General features: G+C 62.6%; 22 protein-coding genes. 10 read left to right on the top strand and 12 right to left on the bottom strand.

Annotation, left to right across the window (positions count from 1 at the left end):
- Window positions 1–50 precede the first annotated feature (50 nt).
- Both ACFWYE_RS26555 and ACFWYE_RS26550 read left to right on the top strand, forming a co-directional pair.
- Window positions 51–1,703, top strand: coding sequence for a VWA domain-containing protein (locus ACFWYE_RS26555; protein ID WP_379115154.1), 1,653 nt, complete (start codon window positions 51–53; stop codon window positions 1,701–1,703).
- A gap of 617 nt (window positions 1,704–2,320) precedes the next feature.
- A complete protein-coding gene (locus ACFWYE_RS26550; RefSeq protein ID WP_379115153.1) occupies window positions 2,321–3,970 on the top strand; it encodes a VWA domain-containing protein in 1,650 nt (549 codons plus the stop codon).
- A 47-nt stretch (window positions 3,971–4,017) separates the two neighbouring features.
- Here ACFWYE_RS26550 and edd read toward each other — a convergent pair whose 3' ends face one another.
- The 3 genes from edd to zwf form a co-directional block, all read right to left on the bottom strand.
- On the bottom strand, window positions 4,018–5,835 hold the full coding sequence (gene edd / locus ACFWYE_RS26545) for a phosphogluconate dehydratase (protein WP_379115152.1): 1,818 nt from the start codon (window positions 5,833–5,835) through the stop codon (window positions 4,018–4,020).
- A gap of 61 nt (window positions 5,836–5,896) precedes the next feature.
- Window positions 5,897–6,592, bottom strand: coding sequence for a 6-phosphogluconolactonase (pgl, locus tag ACFWYE_RS26540; protein WP_379115151.1), 696 nt, complete (start codon window positions 6,590–6,592; stop codon window positions 5,897–5,899).
- A gap of 1 nt (window position 6,593) precedes the next feature.
- Window positions 6,594–8,066 carry a glucose-6-phosphate dehydrogenase gene (gene zwf, locus ACFWYE_RS26535; RefSeq protein WP_379062973.1) on the bottom strand — a complete coding sequence of 491 codons (1,473 nt, stop codon included), beginning with the start codon at window positions 8,064–8,066 and terminating at the stop codon, window positions 6,594–6,596.
- A 257-nt stretch (window positions 8,067–8,323) separates the two neighbouring features.
- On the opposite strand from zwf, the gene ACFWYE_RS26530 reads away from it, so the two are divergent.
- Entirely contained in the window at window positions 8,324–9,799 is a 1,476-nt protein-coding gene (locus ACFWYE_RS26530; protein ID WP_379115150.1) for an aldehyde dehydrogenase family protein, read from the top strand.
- 179 nt (window positions 9,800–9,978) lie between these two features.
- On the top strand, window positions 9,979–10,725 hold the full coding sequence (locus ACFWYE_RS26525) for an SDR family oxidoreductase (protein ID WP_379062969.1): 747 nt from the start codon (window positions 9,979–9,981) through the stop codon (window positions 10,723–10,725).
- Between the two features lie 46 nt (window positions 10,726–10,771).
- On the opposite strand, the gene ACFWYE_RS26520 is transcribed toward ACFWYE_RS26525, so the two are convergent.
- On the bottom strand, window positions 10,772–11,605 hold the full coding sequence (locus tag ACFWYE_RS26520; RefSeq protein WP_379115149.1) for an SH3 domain-containing protein: 834 nt from the start codon (window positions 11,603–11,605) through the stop codon (window positions 10,772–10,774).
- Window positions 11,606–12,095: 490 nt separating this feature from the next.
- On the opposite strand from ACFWYE_RS26520, the gene ACFWYE_RS26515 reads away from it, so the two are divergent.
- The 3 genes from ACFWYE_RS26515 to ACFWYE_RS26505 all read left to right on the top strand — a co-directional run bounded on the left by ACFWYE_RS26515 (window position 12,096) and on the right by ACFWYE_RS26505 (window position 14,700).
- On the top strand, window positions 12,096–12,479 hold the full coding sequence (locus ACFWYE_RS26515) for a hypothetical protein (protein ID WP_379062966.1): 384 nt from the start codon (window positions 12,096–12,098) through the stop codon (window positions 12,477–12,479).
- A gap of 77 nt (window positions 12,480–12,556) precedes the next feature.
- Window positions 12,557–13,231: a response regulator transcription factor gene (locus tag ACFWYE_RS26510; protein ID WP_379115148.1), complete on the top strand. Its 675-nt coding sequence runs from the start codon at window positions 12,557–12,559 to the stop codon at window positions 13,229–13,231.
- On the top strand, window positions 13,228–14,700 hold the full coding sequence (locus tag ACFWYE_RS26505) for a sensor histidine kinase (RefSeq protein ID WP_379115147.1): 1,473 nt from the start codon (window positions 13,228–13,230) through the stop codon (window positions 14,698–14,700). The genes ACFWYE_RS26510 and ACFWYE_RS26505 overlap by 4 nt, the downstream gene beginning before the upstream one ends.
- Here the strand turns inward: ACFWYE_RS26505 and ACFWYE_RS26500 are convergent.
- Genes ACFWYE_RS26500 through ACFWYE_RS26490 form a run of 3 tightly spaced genes read right to left on the bottom strand, consistent with a single transcriptional unit; the run spans window position 14,669 to window position 17,866 of the window.
- Window positions 14,669–15,955: an NAD(P)/FAD-dependent oxidoreductase gene (locus ACFWYE_RS26500; protein WP_379115146.1), complete on the bottom strand. Its 1,287-nt coding sequence runs from the start codon at window positions 15,953–15,955 to the stop codon at window positions 14,669–14,671. The genes ACFWYE_RS26505 and ACFWYE_RS26500 overlap by 32 nt on opposite strands.
- A gap of 55 nt (window positions 15,956–16,010) precedes the next feature.
- Window positions 16,011–16,379 carry a four helix bundle protein gene (locus tag ACFWYE_RS26495; protein ID WP_379115145.1) on the bottom strand — a complete coding sequence of 123 codons (369 nt, stop codon included), beginning with the start codon at window positions 16,377–16,379 and terminating at the stop codon, window positions 16,011–16,013.
- Between the two features lie 53 nt (window positions 16,380–16,432).
- Entirely contained in the window at window positions 16,433–17,866 is a 1,434-nt protein-coding gene (locus ACFWYE_RS26490; protein ID WP_326894008.1) for a glutamine synthetase family protein, read from the bottom strand.
- A 319-nt stretch (window positions 17,867–18,185) separates the two neighbouring features.
- On the opposite strand from ACFWYE_RS26490, the gene ACFWYE_RS26485 reads away from it, so the two are divergent.
- Complete coding sequence (locus ACFWYE_RS26485; RefSeq protein ID WP_379115144.1) at window positions 18,186–18,884, top strand: HAD family hydrolase; 699 nt, start codon at window positions 18,186–18,188, stop codon at window positions 18,882–18,884.
- 13 nt (window positions 18,885–18,897) lie between these two features.
- Here ACFWYE_RS26485 and ACFWYE_RS26480 read toward each other — a convergent pair whose 3' ends face one another.
- The 3 genes from ACFWYE_RS26480 to aceA all read right to left on the bottom strand — a co-directional run bounded on the left by ACFWYE_RS26480 (window position 18,898) and on the right by aceA (window position 21,232).
- Window positions 18,898–19,332: a response regulator gene (locus ACFWYE_RS26480; RefSeq protein ID WP_379115143.1), complete on the bottom strand. Its 435-nt coding sequence runs from the start codon at window positions 19,330–19,332 to the stop codon at window positions 18,898–18,900.
- Between the two features lie 276 nt (window positions 19,333–19,608).
- The gene (locus ACFWYE_RS26475) at window positions 19,609–19,851 is read right to left on the bottom strand and encodes a hypothetical protein (protein WP_024926069.1); all 243 of its coding nucleotides are present in this window, start codon (window positions 19,849–19,851) and stop codon (window positions 19,609–19,611) included.
- Window positions 19,852–19,942: 91 nt separating this feature from the next.
- Window positions 19,943–21,232 carry an isocitrate lyase gene (aceA, locus tag ACFWYE_RS26470; RefSeq protein WP_379062953.1) on the bottom strand — a complete coding sequence of 430 codons (1,290 nt, stop codon included), beginning with the start codon at window positions 21,230–21,232 and terminating at the stop codon, window positions 19,943–19,945.
- A gap of 696 nt (window positions 21,233–21,928) precedes the next feature.
- Between aceA and ACFWYE_RS26465 the strand changes: the two genes are divergently transcribed.
- Together ACFWYE_RS26465 and ACFWYE_RS26460 are read left to right on the top strand one after the other, a co-directional pair.
- Window positions 21,929–23,371, top strand: a complete 1,443-nt coding sequence (locus ACFWYE_RS26465; RefSeq protein ID WP_379115142.1) for a short-chain fatty acyl-CoA regulator family protein — start codon at window positions 21,929–21,931, stop codon at window positions 23,369–23,371.
- Between the two features lie 208 nt (window positions 23,372–23,579).
- A complete protein-coding gene (locus ACFWYE_RS26460; RefSeq protein ID WP_379115141.1) occupies window positions 23,580–24,503 on the top strand; it encodes a LysR family transcriptional regulator in 924 nt (307 codons plus the stop codon).
- Window positions 24,504–24,550: 47 nt separating this feature from the next.
- Here the strand turns inward: ACFWYE_RS26460 and ACFWYE_RS26455 are convergent, their stop codons facing one another.
- Together ACFWYE_RS26455 and ACFWYE_RS26450 are read right to left on the bottom strand one after the other, a co-directional pair.
- The gene (locus tag ACFWYE_RS26455) at window positions 24,551–25,633 is read right to left on the bottom strand and encodes a PLP-dependent cysteine synthase family protein (RefSeq protein ID WP_379115140.1); all 1,083 of its coding nucleotides are present in this window, start codon (window positions 25,631–25,633) and stop codon (window positions 24,551–24,553) included.
- 3 nt (window positions 25,634–25,636) lie between these two features.
- Window positions 25,637–26,971 carry a hypothetical protein gene (locus ACFWYE_RS26450; RefSeq protein WP_379115139.1) on the bottom strand — a complete coding sequence of 445 codons (1,335 nt, stop codon included), beginning with the start codon at window positions 26,969–26,971 and terminating at the stop codon, window positions 25,637–25,639.
- Window position 26,972 lies beyond the last annotated feature (1 nt).

Genomic DNA, 26,972 nt, shown 5'->3' with positions numbered 1-26,972 from the left:
GCTATCTTCGCCGCTTCGTCGGATCGAGCCAGGCTCGCGAGAGGGATACCATGTCGATTTTTGCCAGATGGATCGCAGCCGTCGTGACGGCACTCCTGCTCACCGCGCCCGCACTGGCCGCCGACCGCACCATCATCATTCTCGATGCGTCCGGCTCGATGTGGGGTCAGATCGATGGCAAGCCGAAGCTCGAGATCGCGCGCCAGTCGCTGCGCACCGTGCTGCAGTCGCTGCCAGCAGATAGGGAGGTGGGCTTCATGGCCTACGGCCATCGCGAGAAAGGCAGCTGCGAGGACATCGAATTGATCGTTCCGCCGGCCGCTGGCACGGCAGGCGCCATCACGACGGCCGCCGACTCCATGAAGTTCCTCGGCAAGACGCCGCTGACGGCCGCCGTGCGCAAGGCCGCCGAGGCGCTGAAATACACCGAGGACAAGGCGACCGTCGTGCTGATCACCGACGGGCTCGAGACCTGCAATGCCGACCCCTGTGCGTTGGGCAAGGAACTGAAGGCATCCGGCGTCAACTTCACCGCGCATGTCGTCGGTTTCGGCCTGACCGCGGACGAGGGCCGGCAGGTGGCGTGCCTCGCCGAAAACACCGGCGGCAAATACATCCAGGCGACCGACGCAGCCGGCCTCGAAGACGCGCTCAAGCAGACTGTCGCCGAAAAGCCGGCACCCGAACCCAAGCCTGCGCCAGCGCCGGAACCGGCAAAGGTTGAATTCAATCTGGTGCCGACCATGACCCTGGCCGAAGGCAATCCCGACATCACCACCGACATCGGCCAGTCCTGGGTGCTCTACAAGGCCAATGCCGACGGTGGTCGCGGCGACTATGTCTCGACCGAGTATGGCGCATGGAAAGGCAATGCCGAGCCCGGCAGATACGTTCTCGTCGCCAAGGTCGGCCATGTCGAGCACGATCAGGCCGTGACGATCGACGCCGGCAAGGTCGCCGCGCCACGTTATGTGCTGGATGCCGGCACGCTGATCGTGCGCGCTCATGCCAGCGAGGGCTCGGAGATTGCCGACGGTGCTGCCATCCAGGTCAAGTATCCCGGTGACGGCACGACCACCTATTACGGTCAGATGAAAGCTGTCTTTCCGGCTGGCGAACAGGAAATCACCGTCAAGGTCGGCGAAGGTACCGCCACCGAGACGGTCACGCTGAAAGCCGGCGAGACGATCGAGAAGGACATTGCCGTCGGCGTCGGCAAGTTGGTGACCAACGCCTTCTATGTCGAAGGCAAGAAGGTGGAGTCCGGCGGCCTGGTCGTGCGTGTCTTCAAGGCCGAGAAGAACCTCGATGGCCAGCGCGATGATGTGTCGACCTCCTACGGGCCGGACCAGAAGTTCGACCTGCCGCCCGGCAACTATGTCGTCGTGGCCAAGATGGACGAGGCAACCGCCGAAACCCCCTTCACCGTGAAAGTCGGTGAAAGGACCGACATCGATGTCGTGCTCAATGCGGGTGTGCTGGCGGTCGATGCGAAAGGCGCCAAGGAAATCGAAGTCTACGGTGCCAAGAAGGATATCGAAGGCAAGCGCCAGCCCTTCGGCAATTCCTACGGCGAGACGCACCAGTCGACGCTGCCTGCCGGTGATTACGTCGTGGTGGCGATCCGTGGCGACGACAACGTCAAGACGGAAACCCCGGTGACGGTGAAAGCCGGCGAGCGGGCCGAGGTGACGGTGCCGTAGAAACAGGTGCCTGTCTTCCGCATGGGAACCAGCGTGTCGTCATATGTTGACGTCTGGATTTCGGTGCGGCGCCGTCGGGTGCCGCCTGTTTCGCGCAGAGCCTCGACTGGATTTGGCCTGTCGTTGGGCAAGCGATGACCAAAATGCACTAAAATTATAAAAACGTCATTTACAAAAGCGTGATCAGGGAAGAGACGGTTTCGAATTCCCCATAAAATCCTTTTATAACAATACGATGCCGGTGTGCGTCTGTCGATGTTTTCTGATGTGGATAGATTTGAAAGTGTTATTTCCGCAAAAAAAACAATTGCTGAATCCGGCGAAACGGCGGTTTTCTTCCGCTGAGTAACCGGCCGGCGGGGCCGCGGCTGATTTTCATCCATCTGCCGAGCCGCTATGTTCGCGGCTTCTCTGGATCGAGCCGGTATCTCGTTTCCGGAATTTGCACGGTCTGATCGGGTCGCTATCCGGCGGCCCTCGTCGGTTGTGGGCGAATTCCGGAAACGCTACGGCACAACATTTTGATTTCACTGTCGTTTTGGTTTCAGCGCGTTCCAGGGTCTGCGTTGGGCATCGGGGCACACTTCGCAATCACCAGGCTCGCAAGGAAAGATATCATGTCGACTTTTGCCAGATGGATCACGGCCTTCGCCGCGGTTCTGCTCTTGGCTGTGCCGGCGCTCGGCGCCGATCGCACCATCATCATTTTGGATGCTTCCGGCTCGATGTGGGGCAAGATCGACGGCAAGCCGAAGCTCGAGATCGCGCGCCAGTCGTTGCGTACCGTGCTGCAGTCGCTGCCGGCCGACAGGGAGGTGGGCTTCATGGCCTATGGCCATCGCGAAAAAGGCAGCTGCGAGGACATCGAATTGATCGTTCCGCCGGCCGCCGGTACGGCAGGCGCCATCACGACGGCCGCCGACTCCATGAAGTTCCTCGGCAAGACGCCGCTGACGGCCGCCGTGCGCAAGGCCGCCGAGGCGCTGAAATACACCGAGGACAAGGCAACCGTCGTGCTGATCACCGACGGGCTCGAGACCTGCAATGCCGACCCCTGCGCGCTGGGCAAGGAATTGAAGGCATCCGGCGTCAACTTTACCGCCCACGTCGTCGGTTTCGGCCTGACGGCGGACGAAGGCAGGCAGGTGGCATGCCTCGCGGAAAATACCGGCGGCAAATACATCCAGGCCACTGACGCCAAGGGTCTGGAATCGGCGCTGAAGCAGACCGTCGTCGAGAAGCCCGCGCCGCAACCGGCACCCACCCCGGCGCCCAAGCTGGAAAAGGCTGAATTCAACCTGCGGCCGACCTTTGCGCTGGCTGAGGGTGGCGCCGAGATCACCGACGACGTCGGCCAGAGCTGGGCTCTCTACAGGACCAGGGCCGACAACAGCCGTGGCGAAAACATCCTGACCGAATATGGCGACTGGAAAGGCAGCGTCCAGCCGGGCAAATATGTTCTCGTCGTCAAGGCTGGCCAGGTCGAGCGCGAACAGGTCGTCACGGTCGAGGCCGACAAGGTCGCCGAACCCTATTTTGTGCTGGATGCCGGCATGTTGATCCTGAGGGCTCACGCCAGCGATGCGCCCGAGATCGCGGATGGCGCTGCCATCCAGGTCAAATATCCGGGCGGTACGACCACCGACTACGGGCAGATGAAGACCTTCGTTCCGGCAGGCGCACTGGAAATCACGGTGAAGCTCGGTGAGGGCGCCATGACGGAGACCGTCACGCTCAAAGCCGGCGAGACGGTCGAGAAGGACATCGTCGTCGGTGTCGGCAAGGTGGCGGCCAACGCCTTCTATGTCGCGGGTGACAAGGTGGATTCCGGCGGCCTGGTCGTGCGTGTGCTGAAGGCCGAGAAGAACCTGGCTGGTGAGCGCCAGGATGTTTCAACCTCCTATGGGCCGGATCAGCAGTTCGACCTGCCGGCCGGCAACTACGTCCTGCAGGCCAGGATGGACGAGGCGGTCGCCGAGGCGCCTTTCACGGTGAAGGTAGGCGAAAGGGTCGACGTCGATGTCGTGCTCAACGCCGGTGTGCTCGCCGCGACCGCGGACGGTGCCAAGAACATCGAGGTCTTTGCAGCCAGGAAGGATATCGAGGGCAAGCGTCGGGCTTTCGGCAACTCCTACGACGCAACGCATCAGGCGGCCTTGCCTGCCGGCGACTATGTCGTGGTGGCGACCCGCGGCGATGACGACGCCAAGTCCGAGATACCCGTCACGATCAAGGCCGGCGAACGGACTGAAGTGACGGTGCCGTAAAGGCTTGAGCGCCGCCTTCTCCCTCATGAGGGAGAAGGCGGAAGGCATCATCCAAAAGCGCTGGCGCCGTGGTCGGCGCGGCCGGCCATCTGGCGAAAGCCGGCGAACAGCTCGCGGCCCAGCCCGTATTCGTGCTCGGACAGGTCGGCCGAGGCCGAGGATCGCACGGCGAACTCACCGGCCGGCACCAGCACTTCCAGCGTGCCGGCCTCGCCGTCGAGCCTGACGATGTCGCCGTCATGCACGCGGGCGATCGGGCCGTCTTCCAGTGCTTCCGGCGTGACGTGGATCGCCGCCGGCACCTTGCCGGAGGCGCCCGACATGCGTCCGTCGGTGACCAGCGCCACGCGCTGGCCGCGATCCTGCAGGATGCCGAGCACCGTCGTCAGCTTGTGCAGCTCCGGCATGCCATTGGCCTTCGGACCCTGGAAGCGGATGACGGCAACGAAATCGCCGGTCAGCTCGCCGGCCTTGAAGGCGTCGTTCAGGCCCTGCTGGCTGTGAAACACCTTGGCCGGCGCCTCGATGATGCGCCGTTCCGGCTTCACCGCCGAGGTCTTGATGATGGCATGGCCGAGATTGCCGGCGAGCACCTTGAGGCCGCCGGTCGCCTGGAAGGCCTGCTTCACCGGCACCAGCACCTTTTCGTCGCCGCTCACCGCGGGTGCGGCCTCGCGCACGACGGAACCGTCCGCGCCAAGCCTGGCTTCGACCGTGTAGGGGCGCAGGCCTTCGCCCCACACCGTCTGCACGTCTTCATGCAGCAGGCCGGCATCGAGCAGCTCGCGGATCATGAAGCCGAGGCCGCCGGCGGCGTGGAAGTGGTTCACGTCGGAAAGCCCGTTCGGATAGACGCGGGCAAGCAGCGGCACTGCTTCGGAAAGGTCTGAAATGTCCTGCCAGGTCAGCTTGATGCCGGCTGCGGCCGCCATCGCGATCAAATGGATGGTGTGGTTGGTCGAGCCGCCGGTGGCGTGCAGGCCGACGATGCCGTTGACGAAGGAACGCTCGTCGATCATGCGGCCGACCGGGGTGTAGGCATTGCCCATGGCGGTCAGGCTCAGCGCCCGCTTGGTGGCTTCGCGGGTCAGCGCGTCGCGCAGCGGCGTGCCGGGATTGACGAAGGAAGCGCCCGGCGTATGCAGGCCCATGATCTCCATCAGCATCTGGTTTGAATTGGCGGTGCCGTAGAAGGTGCAGGTGCCCGGGCCGTGATAGGATTTGGATTCCGCCTCCAGCAGTTCGGCGCGGCCGCATTTGCCTTCGGCATAAAGCTGGCGCACGCGCGCCTTCTCGTCATTCGGGATGCCGGAGGTCATCGGTCCGGCCGGAATGAAGACGGCCGGGAGATGGCCGAAGGTGAGGGCGGCGATCACCAGTCCCGGCACGATCTTGTCGCAGACGCCGAGATAGACGGCGGCGTCGAACATGTTGTGCGAAAGCCCGATCGCCGCGGCCATGGCGATCACGTCGCGCGAGAACAGCGACAGTTCCATGCCAGGCTGGCCCTGGGTCACGCCATCGCACATGGCCGGCACGCCGCCGGCGACCTGGGCGATGCCGCCGGCTTCCGTCGCTGCCTGCTTGATGAGCTGCGGATAGTTCTCGAACGGCTGATGCGCCGACAACATGTCGTTGTAGGAGGTGATGATGCCGAGGTTCGGCACGCGGTCGGCGCCGAGCGCGACCTTCTCCGACGGGCTGCAGACGGCAAAGCCATGGGCGAGGTTGCCGCAGGACAGCACGCCGCGGTTGGCGGAATGGCTCGATGCCGCGGCGATGCGGCCGAGATAGGTCTCCCGGCTGGCGCGGGAGCGCTCGCGGATGCGGCTGGTGATGGCTTCGATGTCGGATCTGGCTGTCATGGCTATCGTCCTTTCGCGAAGGCGACGGCACGCCAGGCCGTCCGGCCTTCGCCATTCACAATCAGGGTGCCCAGAAGATTTCGACCGGGCTTGTCGCTGCGTCGATGACGCGGCGGATCGGCAGTGTCGATCCTGGCGCCAGCGCCTTTTCCAATGTCGCCAGCTTTTCGGCGCCTTCGATGTGCAGGGCGAGGAAACGTGCCCGGCGGATCAGCGAAAGCGTCAGCGTCAGCCGCAGCTCGCCGGCGCTGTCGGCATGGACGGCGGCGATCTCATCGCGCGATGCCGGGTCGAGCAGGCTTTCCAGTTCCCTCGCATCCGGGAAGAACGAGGCGGTATGGCCGTCATTGCCCATGCCGAGGATGGCGACATCGGGCGGGTTGAAGAAGGTCGTCAGAAAATGTTCGGCGTCCTTCAGATCCGCATCGAGCTCGCCGCTGTGGTAGAGCGGCAGGAAATGAGCAGCGGCGGCTGCGTTCTGCAGCAGCTTGGCTTTCACCAGTCCGGCATTGGAGCGCGGCGAGGTGTCGGGCACATAACGTTCGTCGATCAGCGTAACGTTGACGCTGCTCCAGTCGATGTCGGCGGCCGACAGCACTTCGAAGAAGCGGGCAGGCGTCGAGCCGCCCGAGACGGCGAGGCTTGCTGCCCGCGTTGCGCGGGTTTCAGCCGATAGCGTGCCGGCAACCGTCTCGGCGAGCGCTGCCGCAAGGCTTTCCCGGTCCGCGAAGTCGTTGCGGCGATAGTTTCCGGCCATCTCAGTTGCTCTCGTGCCAGGTGCGGCCGTCGCGCTCGATCAGCGCGATCGAAGCGGATGGACCCCAGGTGCCGGCGGTGTAGCCCTGCGCGTCCTGGCGGGCATTTTCCCAGGCGTTCTGGATCGGGTCGATCCATTTCCAGGCCGCCTCGACCTCGTCGCGGCGCATGAACAGCGTCTGGTTGCCGCGGATCACGTCCATGATCAGCCGTTCATAGGCATCCGGCGCGCGGCCCTGGAACTGCTGCGCGAAGCTCATGTCGAGCGAGATCTGGCGCAGGCGCATGCCGCCCGGGCCCGGATCCTTGATCATGATGTACTGTTTGACGCCCTCGTTCGGCTGCAGGCGGATGACCAGCTGGTTGGCGAAGATCGGCCCTGCGCTGTCGCCGTTGAAGATCGAATGCGGGATCGGCTTGAACTCGATGACGATCTCGGAAACGCGCGACGCCAGCCGCTTGCCGGTGCGCAGGTAGAACGGCACGCCGGCCCAGCGCCAGTTGGCGATTTCGGCCTTGATGGCGACGAAGGTCTCGGTGTTGCTTTCGGCGCCGAGCTCCTCGACGTAACCCTTTACCGGACCGCCGGCGGAAGCGCCGGCACGGTACTGGCCGCGCACGGTCTGCTTCGGCGCTTCGGTGCCGTTGATGCGCTTCAGCGCGCGCAGCACTTTCAGCTTCTCGTCGCGCACGGCATCCGCATCCATCGAGGACGGCACTTCCATGGCGACGAGGCAGAGCAGCTGCAGCATATGGTTCTGCACCATGTCGCGCAGCGCGCCGGCCTTGTCGTAATAGGTGACGCGGTCCTCCAGGCCGACGGTCTCGGCCACGGTGATCTGCACATGGTCGATATGGGCCGAGTTCCACAACGGCTCGTAGAGCGCGTTGGCGAAACGCAGCGCCATCAGGTTCTGCACCGTCTCCTTGCCGAGATAGTGGTCGATGCGGAAGATCTGGCTTTCGTCGAAATCGTCGCCGACCAGGTCGTTCAGTGCCCTGGCGGAAGCGAGATCGCGGCCGATCGGCTTCTCCACCACGATGCGCGAGCTCGGCGTGATCAGCTTGTGTTGCTTGAGCTGGTCCGAGATGGCGCCGAACAGCGATGGCGAAACCGCCATGTAGAAAGCGCGGATCGCCTTGGAATCGCCGATCGCCTTCTTCAGTTCGTCGAAGCCGGTGCCGCTGGTGGCATCGGCCGGCACGTAGGAAAGGCGGGCAAGGAAGATGCCCAACTCCTTGGCGTCGATATCGGCTGCCGCAACATGGCTCTCGATCGCCTTCTTGGCGAAGGCGCGGAATTCATCGTCGCTCATCTTGGTGCGCGACGTGCCGATGATCCTGGTCGGCTCTGAAAACTGGTGGTCGCGCTGGCGATAATAGAGTGCCGGCAAGAGCTTGCGTTCCGACAAATCGCCGGTGCCGCCGAAAATGATGAAGTCGAACGGGTCGACGGGGATGATCTGGCTGGTCATGCTTCGTCCGATCTCGCGCTACCTTCGCCCGTCACCCGGCTGGGTCAGGCCGTTGGTCATGATGCGCTAACAACACTGCCGCCATGCGACGGATGTCCATATAATCTAATCGATTTAATTTGACTAGGGTTATGGTGTCACAGCATCGTGTTGGAGACTGGTCCAGCACGGGTACTGTTCATTGCGCAATAGTGCCGCCACTATCACGCCCTGCCGAGATAGGGCGCATTTGCTGGAAGGCCACGGGAGACTTTGCAATGGACGGACATCTTTCGAGCTCGGTTGCGGAAGGCCGCAGCTTTCGCCAGATCATCGGCGGCAAGGCGCTCGATGCGGTTTCCGGGCTGCGCATTGATGTGGTCAGCCCATCGGACGGCCAGGTCTTCGCTTCGATCCCGGCGTCCGGTCAGGCCGACGTCGATCTGGCCGTGGCCAGCGCACGGCATGCCTTCGAGGACGGTCCCTGGGCGAAGATGCCGGCGGTCGAACGCGGCCGCTGCCTGACCCGGCTGTTCCATCTGGTCGAGAAACACGGCGCCGAGCTCGCGGCGCTGGAATCGCGCGATACCGGCAAGCCGGCCAGGCAGGGCAAGGCCGATGTCGGCGCAACCATGCGGTATTACGAATTCTATGGCGGCGCGGCTGACAAGATCCACGGCGACACCATTCCGTTCCTGGATGGATACACTGCGCTTACCTTGCGCGAACCGCATGGCGTGGTCGCCGGCATCATTCCGTGGAACTACCCCTTGCAGATCCTGGCGCGTGTCGCCGGTGCAGCACTTGCCATGGGCAACACCCTGGTGGTGAAGCCGGCCGAGGATGCCTCTCTTACCACCATCCGCATGGCGGAACTGGCGCTGGAAGCGGGAATCCCGGAAGGCGTCTTCAATGTCATCACCGGCTATGGCCGCGAGGCGGGCGCGCTTCTGTCTGGCCATCCCGATGTCGACTATGTCACCTTCACCGGCTCGCCGGCCACCGGCACAGCGATCCAGCAGGCGGCGGCGATGCACAATCGCGGCGTCACCATGGAGCTCGGCGGCAAGTCGCCGCAACTGGTGTTTGCCGATGCAGACCTGGAAAAGGCCGTGCCGGTGCTGGTCAACGCCATCATCCAGAATGGTGGCCAGACCTGCTCTGCCGGCAGCCGCGTGCTGGTGGAGCGGCCGGTCTATGACGAGGTCGCCAGGGCGCTTGCGGAACGCTTCTCGAAGCTGGTCGCTGGTCCGCACGATGCCGATCTCGATCTTGGCGCGCTGATCAACCCGCGCCAGCAGGCGCGAGTCGCCGGCATGGTGGCCGATGCTGAAAAGGCCGGCATTCCCGTACTGGCGCGCGGTTCAGTCGACAAGAATGCACCGGCCAGCGGCTATTATTTCGCGCCGGCGCTGTTCGGCTCGGTCGACCCTGCCTCAACCATCGCGCAGGAGGAGGTGTTCGGCCCGGTGCTTACCCTCTTTGCTTTCGACAGCGAGGACGAAGCGGTCAGGCTCGCCAACGGTACCGAATTCGGCCTCGTCGCCGGCATCTGGACCCGGGACGGCGCACGCCAGCATCGGCTGGCCAAACGGGTGCGCTCCGGCCAGGTGTTCGTCAACGGCTACGGCGCCGGCGGCGGCATCGAACTGCCTTTCGGCGGTTTCAAGCGCTCCGGCCACGGCCGCGAGAAGGGCTTCGAAGCGCTGTACGACATGTCGGCGACAAAGACGGTCGTCTTCAATCACGGGTAGAGCAGTTCCTGGAAAAATGTGTAACGGTTTTCCATCCGGAATTGCGTAAAAACAAGGAGTTAGAGCGTTTCCGCGTTTCCGCGAAAAACGGAAACGCTCTAGGGTGAATTCAGCGCTTTGGTATCGGCGGTTGGGGCGGCCATCTCCCGCTGACGGGAATTTCTGCACAAGGACAAGACATGCGTTTGAAAGACAAGGTTGCCATCATCACCGGCGCTGCTTCCGGATTCGGCGAGGGCATGGCCAGGCGCTTTGCCGAGGAGGGAGCCAAGGTGGTGGTGGCAGACCTGAACGCGAGGGGCGCCGAACGCGTCGCCGCCGAGATCGGATCCGCGGCGATCGCCGTTGCCAGCGACGTGTCCAGCCGCTCGGAAGTCGAAGAGATGGTCTACGCCGCCAAGAACACTTTCGGCCGCGTCGACATCATGGTCAACAACGCCGGCTACACCCACCGCAATGGCGACATGCTGGCGGTGGACGAGGCGACTTTCGACCTGATCACCGCCGTCAACATGAAGGCGATCTATCACGCCACGGTCGCGGTGGTGCCGATCATGGAGCGGCAGGGCGGCGGCGTCATCCTGACCACGGCCTCGACCGCCGGCCTGCGCCCGCGTCCGGGCCTGACCTGGTACAACGCCTCCAAGGGTTGGGCGATCACTGCCACCAAGTCGATGGCGGTGGAACTGGCGCCCAAGAACATCCGCGTCAACTGCCTCTGCCCCGTTGCCGGCGAAACCGGCATGCTGGCCCAGTTCATGGGCGAGGACACGCCTGAGCTGCGCGCGAAGTTCCGTGCTTCCATTCCGCTCGGTCGCCTGTCGACACCGCTCGACATCGCCAACGCCGCTTTGTGGCTGGCTTCCGACGAGGCCGAATTCATCACCGGCGTCGCGCTGGAGGTGGATGGGGGACGGTGTATCTGAGGGCGCGCTTCCCTTCTCCCCCTTGCGAGAGAAGGTGAGACAATGCTCACCCGCGGTTGAGGAAGCCCTGATAGATCCAGCCGCGCTTGTTCTGGTAGACGATCTCGCACCATTTGTGCTTGCCGCACGAGATCACGTCGACGCTGGCCTTGGCCGGCACCGTGGCGATGACGCCAGCGCCTTTCTTCGGGCCTGAACGCATCGTCACCGAGCGCAGGATCGTTCCGTTGCCACTCGCCGTGGCGGGTGTCGCATCCTGCTGGGGTTCCTCTGCTGCCGGAATGCCGGCGGTCAATTCCGCCTTTGCCTTCGCGGGCTTTGCCTGTGGCACCGGCGCTGCCTTGGCCAATACGGCTTCGGCAGGTGAGCTTGTATCTTCCGGCTCGGCAAACGCCTGTTCGGTGGTCGGCTCGTCTTCGGCGTTGTCCGCGTCGTCCTGGCCGGGCTTGGCGACCACGACCGATTTGGCGGCTTCCTGGATCGCGGCAGCCGTCTGCGGCTTTGGCGTATTGGAAGGTGCTGCGCTTGCTGCTGCGGTCTGGATGGCGGTCGGCTTGACCTGTGCGCCCTTCGCTGTGGTGGCTGCTGGCTCGGGATTGGCGGGCTTCTGTTCCGCAACCTGTGCGGGCTCAGCACTTTGCTCGGAAGCCGCGGCCTCCGAGGCGACGGGATGTTTGGCGAAAGCCTGCCGTTCGCCCGATGGCAACGCCAGCCACAGTGCGGTGCCGGCTACGCTGAGCAGCGCCATGGTGCCGACGGCCGCGATCACCAGATGGGAGTGGGCTCCGACTTTCTGCCAGAAGGACGGCTTTGTATTGTAGCCGAACTGCATCGAAATGCGGTGCGGCTTGGACGCTCCGAAACCGAGCGGCCGTTTCAAGACGGCCTCCTTTGGGCGCTTTGGGCTGGATAGCCTGAGGTGTCGACGGTCCCGCGGTCAGCGAAACAAAACTGAACCAACTTGAGCATCTGAGGTTCTGGTTACCCCTGAACACGGCCGACGTTCTTCGATCATGGGCAGCGCCTTGATCAGCGTCGGTCCCGAAATCCCTCCAGGCGGTACGAAGCTTTGACTTCGCAATGCCCAGCCTGGATCATCTGGCAGACGATTGTGGCATCTATGCGCCTTTCAAGCTTAAACGACAACCGTTCCACCCAAACTTATATGCAGATTTTGCCATGGGAGCCGGTTCGGACGCCTTTTGCGTGGAATTTAGTAAGTTTACACTTACATGTTTGGCGTGATTTCGCGAATCAGTTCGTCGCTCGGAAGCGCAGAGGCGAAGCAGGCTGTCTCCGGTTGTTCGCTGCAATGTCCGTGTAATCTAGCAGGGTTAGCAGCCGGGCAGGGACGCCAAACGGGATTCGCCATGCCTTCTCATGTCATTCGTGCTGCATGCACAACTGCCGCTTTTGCTGCGGCGACCTTTCTTGTCGGCTGCGCTTCCGACATCATGAAGAATTATGTCGGCCGTCCGATCTCGGAGGTCATCATCGACTATGGCCCGCCATCGACCGTGCTCGATCTCAGCCGTGATGAGCGTGCCTACCAATGGCGCAAGGTCTCGACCAATGTGGTGGCGGGCTCGACCAGCGGCGAGATCAAGGACACAAGGCGCGGCACGCGTTACGAAGAGACGGTGACGCCGGGTTATGTCGAAGAGCAGGAGTGTTTCTACACATTCTACGCGCGTCGCTGGGGTCAGGGCTGGTATGTCACCAGTTTTCGCAAGCCGAAGCTGGAATGTGAGTAAGGGTTTTTGACGTTTCTGCGTCGCCTGACGGCCAGAGCCGTCGGCGGCGCAAACCCAGAGCATGGGTGAGAGGGACAATGCGTATTCTGCTGCTCGAGGACGAGCCGGAGATGGCTTCCGTGCTGAAGACGGCGCTGGAGCGCCGGCATGTCATTGTCGATCATGTCGCAACCATAGCCGACGCCGAGGCCGCGGCTGCCTTCGGTCCCTATGATGCGCTGGTTCTCGACCGGCGGCTGCCGGACGGCGAGGGGCTTGATCTGATCCCGAAGCTGCGGGCCAGCCGCATCGACGCGCCGATCCTGATGCTGACGGCGCTTGGCGGGCTGGACGACCGTGTCGCCGGGCTCGACGGCGGCGCCGACGATTATCTGGCCAAACCTTTTGCCGTCGAGGAACTGATGGCGCGGCTGCGTGCCCTGCAGCGCCGGCCGTCGACCCTGCGCTCCGAACTCATCGTGGTTGGGCGCCTGACCTATGATTTCCATCATCGCGAAGCAATGGTGAACAACAAGCCACTCGAATTGCTGCGCCGCGAACAGCTGGCCCTGGAGGCCTTGATCCGCCGGCCTGGGCGTGCGGTGCTGCGCTCGACGCTGGAGGAATCGGTCTACGCCATGGATGACGAGATCGGCTCGAACGCCCTGGACTCCCACCTCTCGCGCCTGCGGCGCAAACTCGACGAGGTCGATGCCGGCGTCGAGATCCGGGCAATCCGCAATCTCGGCTACCTGTTGCGTGCCGTGACATGAAAAGGAGGCCGCGTCCGCGTTCGCTGCAATGGGTGCTGGTGCGCAGGCTGATCCTGCTGCAGGCCGCCATGCTGCTTGTCTTCCTCGGCTTGCTCACCCTGGTGCTTTTCATCGCGCAGCCGCGCCTGCTGGTCGACAATGAAGAGGCCGCCGTTATCGTCGGCGAGGCGTTGAGCCGTGATGGCAATGGTCAACTGGTGCTCAGGGAGACCGAGGAGCTCAAGCGGTTCCGCCAGAGTTTTCCGAACCTCTGGTTCGTGGCGCGTGACCAGAACGGCCAGGAATTGCATCGCGGCAATGTGCCTGCGGTCTACGCTGGCGGCGGCGACGGCTTGCTGAGACAAGTCGATCGTGCCGCCCTGAATTTTGCGCAGAACGATCTGCGTCCGGCAGCCACTTACGCCAATCTGGATACGCCGGCCGGCCGCGTCGGCGTGATCGCCTCCACCTTGTCCTCGCGCGCCGAGAACGATGGCGTCGAGGTCAATATCGACCTGCAGATTGAGCTCGCGCGCTATGCCGACGGTACCACCAACTGGCTGCGCGTCGGCCCGATCCTGGTTATCCTCACGATCGTGCTGCTGTTGCCGATCGTCGTCGTCATGGGCTTCACCACGCTGGTGACGACGCCGGCGGTCGTGCGCCGTTCACTCGCCGGGCTGGTGGCCACCGCCGAGGAAGCCAGTGCCATCGACATCGACAACCGTGCCGTGCAACTGCCGACCGAACGCGTGCCGCAGGAGGTGGCGCCGCTGGTGCAGGCGTTCAATCGTGCACTCGCCCGGCTCGGTGAGGGTTACGAGAAGCGTAATCGTTTTCTTACAGATGCAGCGCATGAATTGCGCACCCCGATTGCCATCATGCGCACGCGCGCCGAGCTGCTGCGCGAGGATCCGGAGAGCCGCAAGCTGCTGAAGGACATCGAGCGTCTGTCGCATCTGGCGCAGCAATTGCTGGACAGCCAGGTGATCGATCACTCCGCTGGCCAGCGCGAAGTGGTCGACCTGGTCGATCTCGCCAGGAACCTGGCCGCCGATTTCGCGCCGCTGGCGCTGGAGGCCGGTTATGAACTGTCCTTCGAGCCGGCCGAGGGCAAGGTGCCGGTCAACATCCGGCAGCAGCAGATCGAGCGTGCGGTCGCCAATCTTCTGCGCAACGCCATCGAACATGGCGGCGGTTCAGGCACCATAACCGTTCTCGTCGACGACAAGGGCGGGCTGGAGATCCACGACGAAGGGCCGGGCATCCCGCAGGCGGAGCGGGAGCGCGTGTTCGAACCGTTCTACCGGCTGCGGCCGCGCTCCACCGGAGCGGGGCTTGGCCTCAACCTTGTCCGCGAGATCGCGCGGCTGCATGGCGGCACCATCGAAATCCTCGATGGCGTCTGGACAGGCACGCATATCCGGCTGCAACTGCCGCTGGCAGAAAGGCCAGCGGTCAAATCCGGTCGCGCAGCGCGAACCAGTTAAGCGCAAGGAACAGCAGCGGCGCGCGGAAGCGGCGCCCGCCAGGGAAGGGCGGTATCTTCAACTCCTCGATCAGCTTCAGACGATCGCGATTGCCCGACACCGTCTCGGCATAAAGCTTGCCGAAGAAGTTCGACAGCATGACGCCGTGGCCGGAATAGCCGCCGATGGAAAGGACATTCGGCATCACTTCGCGCACGAAGGGCTTGCGTGGCACGGTGATGCCGACATAGCCGCCCCAGCCATGCGTGATCTCGACATCCTTCAGGGCCGGGTAAATCTCGGTGATCTGCTTGCGGATGTGGATGTGGATGTCCTTCGGGTCGTTGACCGCATAGACCTCGCGTCCACCGAACAGCAGGCGGTTGTCTTTCGACTTGCGGAAATAGCGTACGACGAAGCGGGAATCGTCGACCGACTCGCCACCTGGCAGCACCTTCAGTTCGTCGCCCAGCGGCACGGTGGCGCCGATGAAGGAGCCGATCGGCATGATATGCGACGCACTGACCGGTTCGAGGTCGCCGCCATAGGCGTTGGCGGCAAGCAGGCATTTGTCGGCGGTGATCGTGCCGCGCGCCGTCGTCACCTTCACCTTGCCACCCTGCGCCGAGATGTTGGTGGCCTGCGTGTTTTCGAAGATATGCGCGCCGGCGGCCGCGGCCGCGCGTGCCGTGCCGATCACCAGCTTCAGCGGATGGATGTGGCCGGTGCCGATGTCCCGGCTGCCGCCATGATAGAGTGTGGAGCCGAGCCGCTCGGCGGTCTCCCTGGAGTCCATGAATTGGATGTGCGGATAGTTGAAGCGCGTTGCCATGATTTCGGCATGCGCCTTGTAGTCGTCGACATAGCGCGGCTTGTGCGCCACCGACAGCTGGCCGGGCATGTAGTCGATCTCGATGCCGTTGGCGGCGGAGAAGTCGAGGAGATGCGCCTTGGCTTCCTCGGCAAGGTCGAACAGCGCCCTGGCGCGCGTGAGGCCGTATTCGCTTTCCAGCTCTTCCGCCCAGGCACGCTGGCCCGTGCCCATCTGGCCGCCATTGCGGCCGGATGCGCCGTCGCCGAAGCGATAGCTTTCGATCAGCACCACATTGGTGCCGGCCTTGGCCAGATGCACGGCGGCCGAGAGGCCGGTGAAGCCGCCGCCGATGATGACGACATCGGCCTGCCGGTCACCGTCCAGCAAGGGATATTCAGGGCGCGGACCGGCGCTGTCCTCATACCAGGAGCGGCCGGGGGAAATGGGGGATTGGTAGGGCATGGAGGCTTTCGGAAGCAGGGCAGTAAGGGATTAGGGCAGTATGGCAGTAGCCCAGCTAATCCTCGGACAATTTCCGCATCAGCAGCCGCAAGAGTTTTCCGACACTTTCGCTCCCGACAAGCAATGGGTCTATCGAAGATTGCGTTGCAAGACCAACGCGTTGCGAGATCAAGAGATGCGTTTCCAATTCCTTCAGCGATCCCTGTGCAATACGCAGAAACTGCAGGTACGAGCCGCGATTTTCGCGCCCGTAACCTTCCGCGATGTTTGCGGCGACGGACACCGCCGCCCGCCGCACTTGGCTGGTCAAACCGTAGATTTCTTCCTTCGGCCACCCCCTTGTCGTTTCGTAGGACAAGACGGCCAAATCCATTGCCTGCTGCCAGATCACCAGATCGCGGTATGACCGAATCTCACTTGGCACGTTCGTCCCCCAGTCGCCGTACCACTGCCCTATTCCCCTACTGCCTTACTCCCCTAAACATTGAGCAGCAGATACTCCCGCTCCCAAGGGCTGATCACTTCCATGAAGGTCTCGAATTCCGCGCGCTTGATCGCCGCATAGGTGGCGGCGAAGGTGCGGCCGAGCATGGCGGCCAGCTCCTCGTCGCCCTCGAACAGGTCGACGGCTTCGAGCAGGCCGCGCGGCAGGTCGATCTCGTCCTCATTGGCCGTGGTCAGCACCGGCGGCTCGGCCTGCAGCTTGTTGTTGATGCCGATCAGGCCGCAGGCCAGCGACGCGGCGAGCGCCAGATAGGGGTTGGCGTCCGACGACGGGATGCGGTTTTCAACACGGCGCGCGTTCGGGTCCGAACGCGGCACGCGGAAGGCGGTGGTGCGGTTGTCGTAACCCCATTTGTTGTTGACCGGGGCCGATGCTGCCTGGGTGAGGCGGCGGTAGGAGTTCACATAGGGCGCGAACATCACCAGCGCGTTCGGCACATGCTTCTGCATGCCGCCGATGAAATGGAAGAAGGCTTCCGTCTCGGTGCCGTCTTCCGCCGAGAAGATGTTCCTGCCGGTCTTCTTGTCGACGATCGACTGGTGGATGTGCATGGCCGAACCCGGCTGGCCCTGGATCGGCTTGGCCATGAAGGTCGCGTAGACGTCGTGCTTCAACGCTGCCTCGCGCAAGGTGCGCTTGAACAGGAAGACCTGGTCGGCGAGTTCGATCGGGTCGCCATGGCGCAGGTTGATCTCGAGCTGGCCCGCACCTTCCTCATGGATCAGCGTGTCGATCTCGAGGCCCTGCGCCTCGGAGAAGTGGTAGATGTCGTCGATCAGCTCGTCATATTCGTTGACGCCGGCAATGGAATAACCCGAGCCACCGGCGATCGGCCGGCCCGAGCGGCCGACCGGCGGGGTCAGCGGATAGTCCGGGTCCGGGTTCTTGCGCACCAGGTAGAACTCGATCTCGGGCGCGACAACCGGCCTCAGTCCATGGCGGTCATAGGCGGCGACCACGCGCTTCAGAACGTTGCGCGGCGTGAATTCGACCGCACGGCCGTCCTGATGGACGAGGTCGCAGATGACGGCGGCGGTCGGGTCTTCTTCCCACGGCACGGCGGTCAGCGTCGAAAGGTCGGGCACCAGCTTCAGGTCGCCATCGTCCTCCGGATATTCGAAACCGTTGCCGTCTTCCGGATACTGGCCGGAAATCGTCATCATGAACGGTGCGGAAGGCAGCGCCAGCGAGGTGTTCGAGGTGAATTTGGACGACGGCATCATCTTGCCGCGGGCAACACCGGCCTGGTCGGGTGTGATGCATTCGATGTCTTCGATGCCCCGCGATTCCAGCCAGACGCTCGCCTCCTTGAAGCTCTTCACTCCCCTGAGATTTTTCAGAAAGGCAGGCGCGCGGGTTCGCGTCCCCCGGCTCGACGGACGGACTTCCTTCTTGGCAGGCGGCATCAATCACCAGATTGTGGTTGCAGATTACCGAGTATAGCCGTGGCCCCGGAAGGAAGAAAAGGGGGGCTCATGCCGGTTTTTGCTGGCCCATACGTTCCAAATGGCTGGTTTTGGGCCGTTTTTGGTCCGATCCGCCGGTGCGCGTCGGGTTACGATCGGGCGCATGCCGCTAGAGCGTTTCCGTTATTCACGGAAACGCGGAAACGCTCTAAGTTCTGTTTTCGCCGCATTTTGAAACGCCATGTGATGTCACTTGACTACAAAATGCTCTGTCGCAAAACCACTGCACACATGGCGCGACATGCTTTAAATCAGCATCATGGCCAGCCTCACCACCATTGGTTTCGATGCCGACGACACGCTGTGGCAGAACGAGCAGTTCTTCCGATTGACGGAGCGTCATTTCGCCGAACTGCTTTCCGATCACGCCGAGAAGGAGCATCTGCTGGAGCGGCTGCTGGAAGCTGAAAGGCGCAACCTCGGCACCTATGGTTTCGGCATCAAGGGCTTCACGCTGTCGATGATCGAGACGGCGATCGACGTCACCGGCGGCAAGGTGCCGAGCGAAGTCATCGGCAGGATCCTGGCGGCCGGGCGCGAGATGCTGAGCCACCCGATCGAGACACTGCCGCATGTGCATGACACGCTGGAACTGCTGGCCGGGCGCTACCGGCTGGTGGTGATCACCAAGGGCGACCTGTTCGACCAGGAGCGCAAGCTCGCCCAGTCCGGCCTCGGCGATTTCTTCCAGGCCGTCGAGATCGTCTCCGACAAGTCGCGCCCGACCTATGAGCGCATCTTTGCGCGTCATGGCGATGGTGCCGAGCATGCGATGATGGTCGGCAATTCGCTGAAATCGGACGTCGTCCCCGCAATCGAGGCCGGCAGCTGGGGCGTTTTCGTTCCGCACGAGCTGACCTGGGTGATCGAGCATGTCGAAGCGCCGAAGGCTGCGCCACGCTTCCGCGAGATCAGCCATCTTGGCGAGTTGCCTGGACTGCTTTCCGAGATCGGCTGATGGCCGGCCGTATTTAGCGCGGCTGCCTGGCGCTGCTCTTCAGCGTCTCGATGATCTGCTGCAGCCGATCTGGTGTGATCGGCTTGGCCACCACGAAATCCACCGTGCGCGGCAGGGCAAGGCTCTCCACTGTTCCCGTGCGGTTGGAAAGGAAGACAACGCACGGTGCCGATCTGCCCATCATGCCGCGGATAGCCACAACACCTGAAAGCACCGCATCGCAATCGCTGTTTTCCGGTCCGCCATCCAGCACCACGGCTCCGGGAATGACATCCGTCAGGGCCGACGGCGCCGTCTCGGGTGATTCCGCGATCGCCTTCAGCCCGCTCTGCTCGATGATCCTGCAAACGACGATGCGGTTGATCGGCGATCGGCTGACGACCAGAACCTTGCTGAAATCCAGCCTCGGGCCGCCCCTGGCCGGGGCGGATTCGTCAACAACCGTCATATCGTTCTCGTCTCATTGCAGGAGAATGGACGCGCCTTGCGTGTCCAAATTCAATGCTAGGTTGTACCTTGACGAGAGAATGGGTTGAGCCCTTCGCTCGTGTCAAGCGTACGGCTGTACTAGCCGGCCTGTTTGCACATCACAATAATATTAGTGGTAACTATGCAACTAAAGTCGCAGGCCTTTGCCCGATAAAAGCACGCCTGAAACAAAAAAACGCCGCGCGATGACTCGCGTGGCGGTTTTTTGCTTGCAGTTGGTAAGTCTTGACTTTCTTCAGCCGTGACTTTGCTGGGTGACGATCACCGGGATCAAAAGATCACCCCAGTTGCCATCACCGCCATGGTGGCGGGCCGAACGGACCAGCTCGACCGAAACGCCAGCTTCGACAGCCTTCATGACCGACTGGTTGAGGCGGTGCAGGTCGTTGGCGACGATGCGGATCACCGCCTGCTGGTCGGCGCTCATGGTGGTGGCCTGTTCCTCGGCTCTTTCCTTGACACGGGTACGCGGTGCCATCGTTCTTCTCCTCGAATGTTCCTTCGCCTTCTCGGCGGTTCCTCTGTTGCCGCCCCGGCGCCTTGACGCCGGGGATAAGATGCAGGCCGGCTTACTCGGCGGCCGGGCGGAACTGTTCGTGCTCGGTCGACTCGTGCATGGCGGTGGTCGACGACTTGCCGCCGGTGATCGCCATCGACACGGCATCGAAGTAGCCGGTGCCGACTTCGCGCTGGTGCTTGGTTGCGGTGTAGCCGTTGGCTTCGGCCGCGAATTCCGCTTCCTGCAGCTCCGAATAGGCCGCCATCTGCCGATCCTTGTAGCCGCGGGCCAGTTCGAACATGCCGAAGTTGAGCTGGTGGAAGCCAGCCAGCGTGATGAACTGGAACTTGTAGCCCATCGCGCCCAGCTCGCGCTGGAACTTGGCGATCGTGGCGTCGTCGAGGTTCTTCTTCCAGTTGAACGACGGCGAGCAGTTGTAGGCCAGCTTCTTGCCGGGATGTGCCTTGTGCACGGCCTCGGCGAACTTCCTGGCCTGGGCGAGGTCGGGCTTGCCGGTCTCCATCCAGATCAGGTCGCAATGCGGCGCATAGGCGATGGCGCGGGCGATGCAGGGCTCGATGCCGTTCTTGACCTGGTAGAAGCCTTCCACCGTGCGGCCGGCATCCTTGTCGACGAAGGGCTGGTCGCGCTCGTCGATGTCGGAGGTCAACAGCTTGGCGGCCTCGGCGTCGGTGCGGGCGACGATCAGCGTCGGCACGCCCATGACGTCGGCGGCAAGCCGCGCGGCATTCAGGTTGCGGATGTGAGCTGCGGTCGGGATAAGCACCTTGCCGCCGAGATGGCCGCACTTCTTTTCCGATGCCAGCTGGTCCTCGAAGTGAACGCCCGCGGCGCCGGCTTCGATGAAGGCCTTCATGATCTCGAAGGCATTCAACGGTCCGCCGAAACCGGCTTCCGCGTCGGCGACGATCGGCGCGAACCAGGTATCGACCGAAAGGCCCTTGCCTTCGGAGGTCTCGATCTGGTCGGCGCGCTGCAGCGTGCGGTTGATGCGCTTGGCGAGTTCCGGCGCGGCATTGGCCGGATAGAGCGACTGGTCCGGATACATGGCGGAAGCCGTGTTGGCGTCCGCCGCGACCTGCCAGCCCGACAGATAGATCGCCTTGAGCCCGGCGCGGACCATCTGCATGGCCTGGTTGCCGGACAGCGCGCCGAGCGCATTGACGAAGTCTTCCTCGTGCAGGAGCTTCCACAGGCGGTTCGCGCCCATTTCGGCAAGGCTGTGCTTGATCTGCACGGAGCCACGCAGCCGCTTCACATCCTCCGGCGAATAGGGCCGCTCGATGCCGTCGAACCGGCCTTCAGCGGCCGAAGGGACGAGGTTGTAAAAATCGGTCATTGTCTGCTCCGCTTCACAAATTGCGTTTCGCGAAACCGCCCTGTGTTCGTTCGTGGATGGCGATCTCCCTGTGACTTGATTTACATTGCGGTGCGAAATCAGCCCAGTGAATTCGGGATTTTGGCTGAAAAATAAGGGAAAACCTGTGTTGTGTTTGACAATGCTGCGCTGTAAACTTGTAAATGATGTAAAGGCCGATCCGCGGTGTGGATTGAAAATATATTTACAGAGGCGTGGTCATGCCGAATTTTTGGAATTTCATCGCCGCCATCAGCGTGGCTGGGATAGGAGTGGTCCCTTGGCCCAGTCTTCTCAATACAATCTTCCGTCCCTCAGGAACGGAAGATCAGGCCCGCGCTATGGGTCTGACCGTGGAGGGCAATGGCTCCCGCATGGCAATTTCGGCATTTTCCCTGGTCTGTGTTTGGGCGGGCGCGCGGTTGGTCCAGACGATTCGGTTTCCGGAGCGGTGGGACAGCGTTTCGGAGATGGGATGGTGTGTATTGATCGCCGCAGCCATAGGCTCCGTTCTTTTTGTTCGCAGGGCGCTGGCATCCCAACTCGTCCTCGTCCTGAGTTTGATCGGCCTCACCGCGATGACCGTGGTGACCATTCAGAACCGGAGTGAGAGGACTCCAGTAGTTAGCTTCGGCTCCCCACCGGTCCTCAACTCTTCTGCGGTAGCGATTAGTCGCCGTGGCTGAACAGAAGATCTTCGCCGGGCCGCGCATTCGTCGCATCCGCAACCAGAAGGGGCTGACCCAGACGGCGATGGCAGAGGGGCTGGGCATTTCGCCATCCTATCTCAACCTGATCGAGCGCAACCAGCGACCGCTGACGGTCCAGCTCATCCTCAAGCTTGCTTCCGTCTACAAGGTCGAGCCGGACGAGCTGCAAGGCGAGGCGCGCGGTTCGATCTCTGCCTTGCGGGAAGTCTTCACCGATCCGCTGCTGGCAGGCGAACTGCCGGGAGACCAGGAACTGGTCGAGATTGCCGAGGCCGCTCCCAATGCGGCGGCGGCCGTCATCAAGCTGTTCCGCGCCTATCGCGAGCAGGCCGAACGCCTGTCGGACCTTACCGAGCTGCTCGCCCGCGAGGGCCACACCACGGCCCTTTCGGGCGCGCGTCTGCCCATAGACGAGGTGCACGAGGTGTTCGAGCGGCGGCAGAACCATTTCCCGACGCTCGAGGAAGAGGCCGAGGCCTTCACGACGTTGCTCGGCCCTGGCGACGACCTGTTCGGTGTGCTGAAGGAATGGCTTCGGCGCGAGCATGGCATCGTCGTCAAGGTGCTTCCCGTCGCCACCATGCCCAACTGGCGCCGCCGCTACGACCGCCACTCGCAGCGCCTGTTCCTCTCGGAGCGCCTTTCGCCTTTCGACCAGCTGCGCGAGGTGGCGATGGAGGCGAGCCTCATCCGCATGCAGGTGGCGGTGGCGGCCGAGATCGCGGCGCTCAAGCTGTCGTCGGACGAGGCCAGGCGGCTCGCCCGCTTCGAACTCGGGCGCTACGCCGCGCATGCGCTGATGATGCCGTACCAGGCCTTTCTCTCCGCCGCCCAGCGTGCCCGCTATGACGTCGATGTGCTGCGTTCGCGTTTCAGCGTCTCCTTCGAGCAGGCCGCCAACCGGCTGACCATGCTGCAGCGCGCCGGCGCTTCCGGTGTGCCGTTCTTCATGCTCGAGGTCGACAATGCCGGCAACCGCTTCCGCCGCGCCGGCGCGCAGGGTTTTCCGCACAGCCGTTTCGGCGGCGGATGCCCCAAATTGCCGGTCCATGCCGCCTTCACCCAGCCAGGCCAGATCTTCGTCGAGGCGGTCGAGATGCCGGACGGCGCCGAGTTCCTCACTGTCGCGCGCACGCTGGAGGGGCCGCAAGGCGCTTTTTCGGAACGGCCGCGCCGCACCGCCATCCTGCTTGGCTGCGACATCGCCTTCCGCGACGAGATCGTCTACGGCGCAGCGCTTCCCGCGCTGGCGCTTGGCGGCAAGAGCGGCGTGGTGAAGGCAACGCCGGTCGGTCCCGCCTGCCGGCTGTGCGAACGCTCCGGCTGCCTGTCACGCGCGGAGCCGCCGGTCACGCGTCCACTTGGGCTCGACGAAATGGTGACCGGCCTGAGCGCTTTCGATTTCCAGTAGCGAAACCGCCTGTATTCGAGCAGGGCCAAAAAAATTGGCGTCACCCCGCCGCCGCTGCTTGTTTGGATTTGGCGCAAGGCCCGCAACGCAGCCAGAGAAACACGGCGATGTCGTAATTACGCAAGTCTCCGCCGCAATACCTCAGACGGTGCAGTTCAAAACCGAGCCACCTCTCTAAACTCGGAGAGCGGCGCTTGGGAGTGTACGGATGAAAGGGACGCGGTCGAAATTGCCACCCCTGAACGCAATCCGTGCGTTCGATGCGATAGCTCGGCAGGAAAGCATGTCGAAAGCTGCGCTCGAACTGGGGATTTCGCCCCCATCTGTAACCCATCACCTTCAGACGCTTGAAGAGTTCCTGGGGACGAAGCTTATCGCACGAACGACGAACTCGATTGCATTGACGCCGCAAGGGCGCATGTATTCGGACGCAATTCGACCGGGCTTTGACATCCTGATCAACGCTACCGACAGTTTGATGCGGCACGAAGTGGCCGGGCCACTGCGCATCACGTGCGTTCCGACACTTGCAATCTCATGGCTTGCGGAGCAGTTGGCCGCACTTGAGCTCCGCTTGCCGGGGCTTCATATCCAGTGTGATTTTTCGCCCGTTCCGCTGAGTTTCGATCGCAACACGATAGACTTCGCGATCCGCTACGGAAGCGGAGACTACGCCGATGCGGATTCCGAATTGCTCTTCATCGATAAGATCGCCCCGGTGTGTACACCTGAAACGGCTCGTCTCATCGAGAATGTGGATGACTATCTGAAAATCACCCGGTTGCCGACGCCGGAATCGACGCCGGAAGGTCGTTCGATGTGGTACTATTGGGCGAAGTCCTTTTACAGCGAGGAATACGCCCAGAAATTCGAGGTCTCATTCGGACACGCTGTGAAAGGCTCGAGATTCACGGTCGAAGTGCTCAAGGTGAGCCAATGCGTCGCCATAATGGATTATGTAACTGTCGGCGAGGAAGTTCGACGCGGCAACCTGGTGAGCCCGTTTGACCAATGGGTCAATGCGCCCTACGCCTACTACCTCCTCACGCCAAAGAGACGCTCGCAGCGAGAAGCGACAAAACAGCTCAAAGCCCTGCTGAAGCGCACCGTGAACCAGATTACGCGGCCCTGACACGTTGATCCCCCAACCATCCGCGTCTGGCAAAGGGGCCGACAGGGCTATGCCGAAGCTATGGTTGAGTTCCTTGCCGTTCCATTTCTGGTCGGTGAAGCCACCGTGCCTGCCGGTCTTCGGTACACCAGATTGGGTGCGGTCATTGTGTCCGCCAGCACATCCGCGAAGTCGTCGTCGATATTCGTGAGGCCTATGTTTCGCGCAGCGAGCCATTCGTCGTTGTAGATGCTGTCCAGGTACTTGGTTCCACTGTCGCAGGCCAAGGTAACGATCTTGGAGCCGCGCGGCGCATTCCGCGCAATCCGGAGAGCTTCAAAGACGGCACCGCCCGTGGATCCGCCGACGAGGAGGCCGTGCTTGCGTGCGAGGTAACGGCAGACCGAGAACGCAGCGCCGTCGTTGACCTTCCGGCCATGGTCGATCACGTCATAATCTATCACCAGGCCAACGTCGGCCCCTGCGGGGGTGCCGGTGCCGGATTGATGGTAGACGTGGCCCGAGCCGCCAAAGACAACGCTGCCGGCGGGCTCGACGCCGATCACCCTCAGGGCAGGCAGTGTGCGACGAAGTGCCCGAGCCGTCCCACAGAGGGATCCACCCGTGCCGATGGCAGAGACGAAATGGGTGATGCTCGGTCCGATATCCCTGAGAAGTTCGGCAGCCAGACTTTCATATCCGTCGCCGTTGGCCGGGTTGTTATGTTGTTCCGTCCAATGGACACCCTCCTTGAGGGACATCTCCCTGGCCAGGCTGTCACGCATGCCGGTTGCCAGTGTTCCGTCTGGATTGCCCACAACGATCACCTCGCCTCCCAGGGCCCGGACTGTGTTGATCTTGTCTGGACTGGCATGGTGATCCATCAGCGCGGTGAACTTCATGCCCATCACCGCCGAGATCATCGAAAGCCCGCTTGCCGTATTTCCCGAGGAGGACTCCACAACCTCGGGCGGTGCTCCATGCTCGCCATGCGGCAGGTTCCGTATCATGCTCAGGGGCATCCGGTCCTTCATGGAGCCGGTCGGATTGAACATCTCCAGCTTGATGAAGAGGCTGACCTCGCCACCTCTCAATGCGATGTGGAGAACAGGTGTGTTGCCGATTGTTTCCAGAATGTTCTCAACGATCATTTTTCATTCCTCCCTCGATCCCTGTTCGTCCAGGTGGATCGCCCAGCCATTGCTTTTGCGGATAGCGGCAAGTTTTCTTGGGAGAGGAATTTGATGGAACGTGCTTTCGTTGGAATCCATCTGATATCCGGCCGTGTTCACGAAGACGACGAGATCACCCACCGATATGCCGTTGGCGGGCCGGATGCCGCGCTTTCGGATGACGTCGGATTCCAGGCAGCTTCTCCCAACCAGATATGTATGCAGATCGGCCGTTTTTGGCACCCGATCACCAACATTGATGACGACGGGTTCAGGCACGAAGTCACTGCCGAACCATATTTCGGACAATGAAAATGACATGCCATCGAGCACGGCGATCTGGCTGTTCTCGTCCCGCGCTTTCAGTTCGGTCACGCGAAAGGCGGTCACGCCGCACTGGTCGAGCAGTGACCGACCGGGCTGCAGCAGGATCGGGATGTCCTCCGCCTCAAGAAAGGCAAGTTCGGCCGGATCCGCCAGCACGGTCTCGACCACCGTGGCCGCATGAAAGGGGCCATGGGGCTCGGCTGCATAAGGGTAGGTTCCGGAAGCGCAGCTGCCCGACCAGAGAGGGCCGTGGTTGTAGGTATCCCGATCGAGATCTGCGAGGTAACGCAGCGGGAAGCCGCCGCCAATATCGATGCCACAGCACCGAAACCCCGCGGCGTGACTTTGGCGAGCCAACCGCAGGCAGCGGCGCAATTCCCTGACGCGGGAGCGTATTTCGTAGTCGTTGACGTGGAAGGAGTAACCCACCTGCTCGATACCGGCCACTTTTAGCAGCTTCAGACACTCCTGGATCTGGTCCGGGGTCATTCCGAAGCGGGATCCGGCCTCCGATTCGGGCCGCAATCTCAGAAACAGTCGTCCCGGATCTCCGGCCCATCCGGCGACGTCCAGGAGCCGTCGAAGCTCTTCGATGCAGTCCACATGAATGGCGATCGCGTGCTTCAGACAAAGCGCCATCTCGTGCTTCGTTTTTGCCGGCCCGGTCATCGCCATGTCGCGCACGGAAACCATGTTGAGGAAGGCCGACATGATCTCCTGCGTAGATGAAACGTCAGCGCCGGCGCCGGCCTTCGCAAATGCCCGAAGAAGCGCCGATGACTTGCAGGATTTGAGGGCGAACTGGATCCTGCATGATCCATAGGCCCTCCCGAGCAGGTCCGCCCATTGCCGACAATTCTCGCTGGCCTGGGCGGGAAACACCACGTGCAAGGGGGATCCGAAGCAGGATACCCATTCCGACAGCACCATCTTTTCCGCGAGGAGTTCTTGAACCTGGCTGCTGATGAGAGGGGCTGTCTCGGCGTCCATG

The sequence above is a fragment of the Mesorhizobium sp. NPDC059025 genome, from assembly GCF_042739655.1.
Lineage (GTDB): Bacteria > Pseudomonadota > Alphaproteobacteria > Rhizobiales > Rhizobiaceae > Mesorhizobium.
Note: the sequence above shows the minus strand (reverse complement) of the source record. Positions and strands in the feature narration are given on the sequence as shown.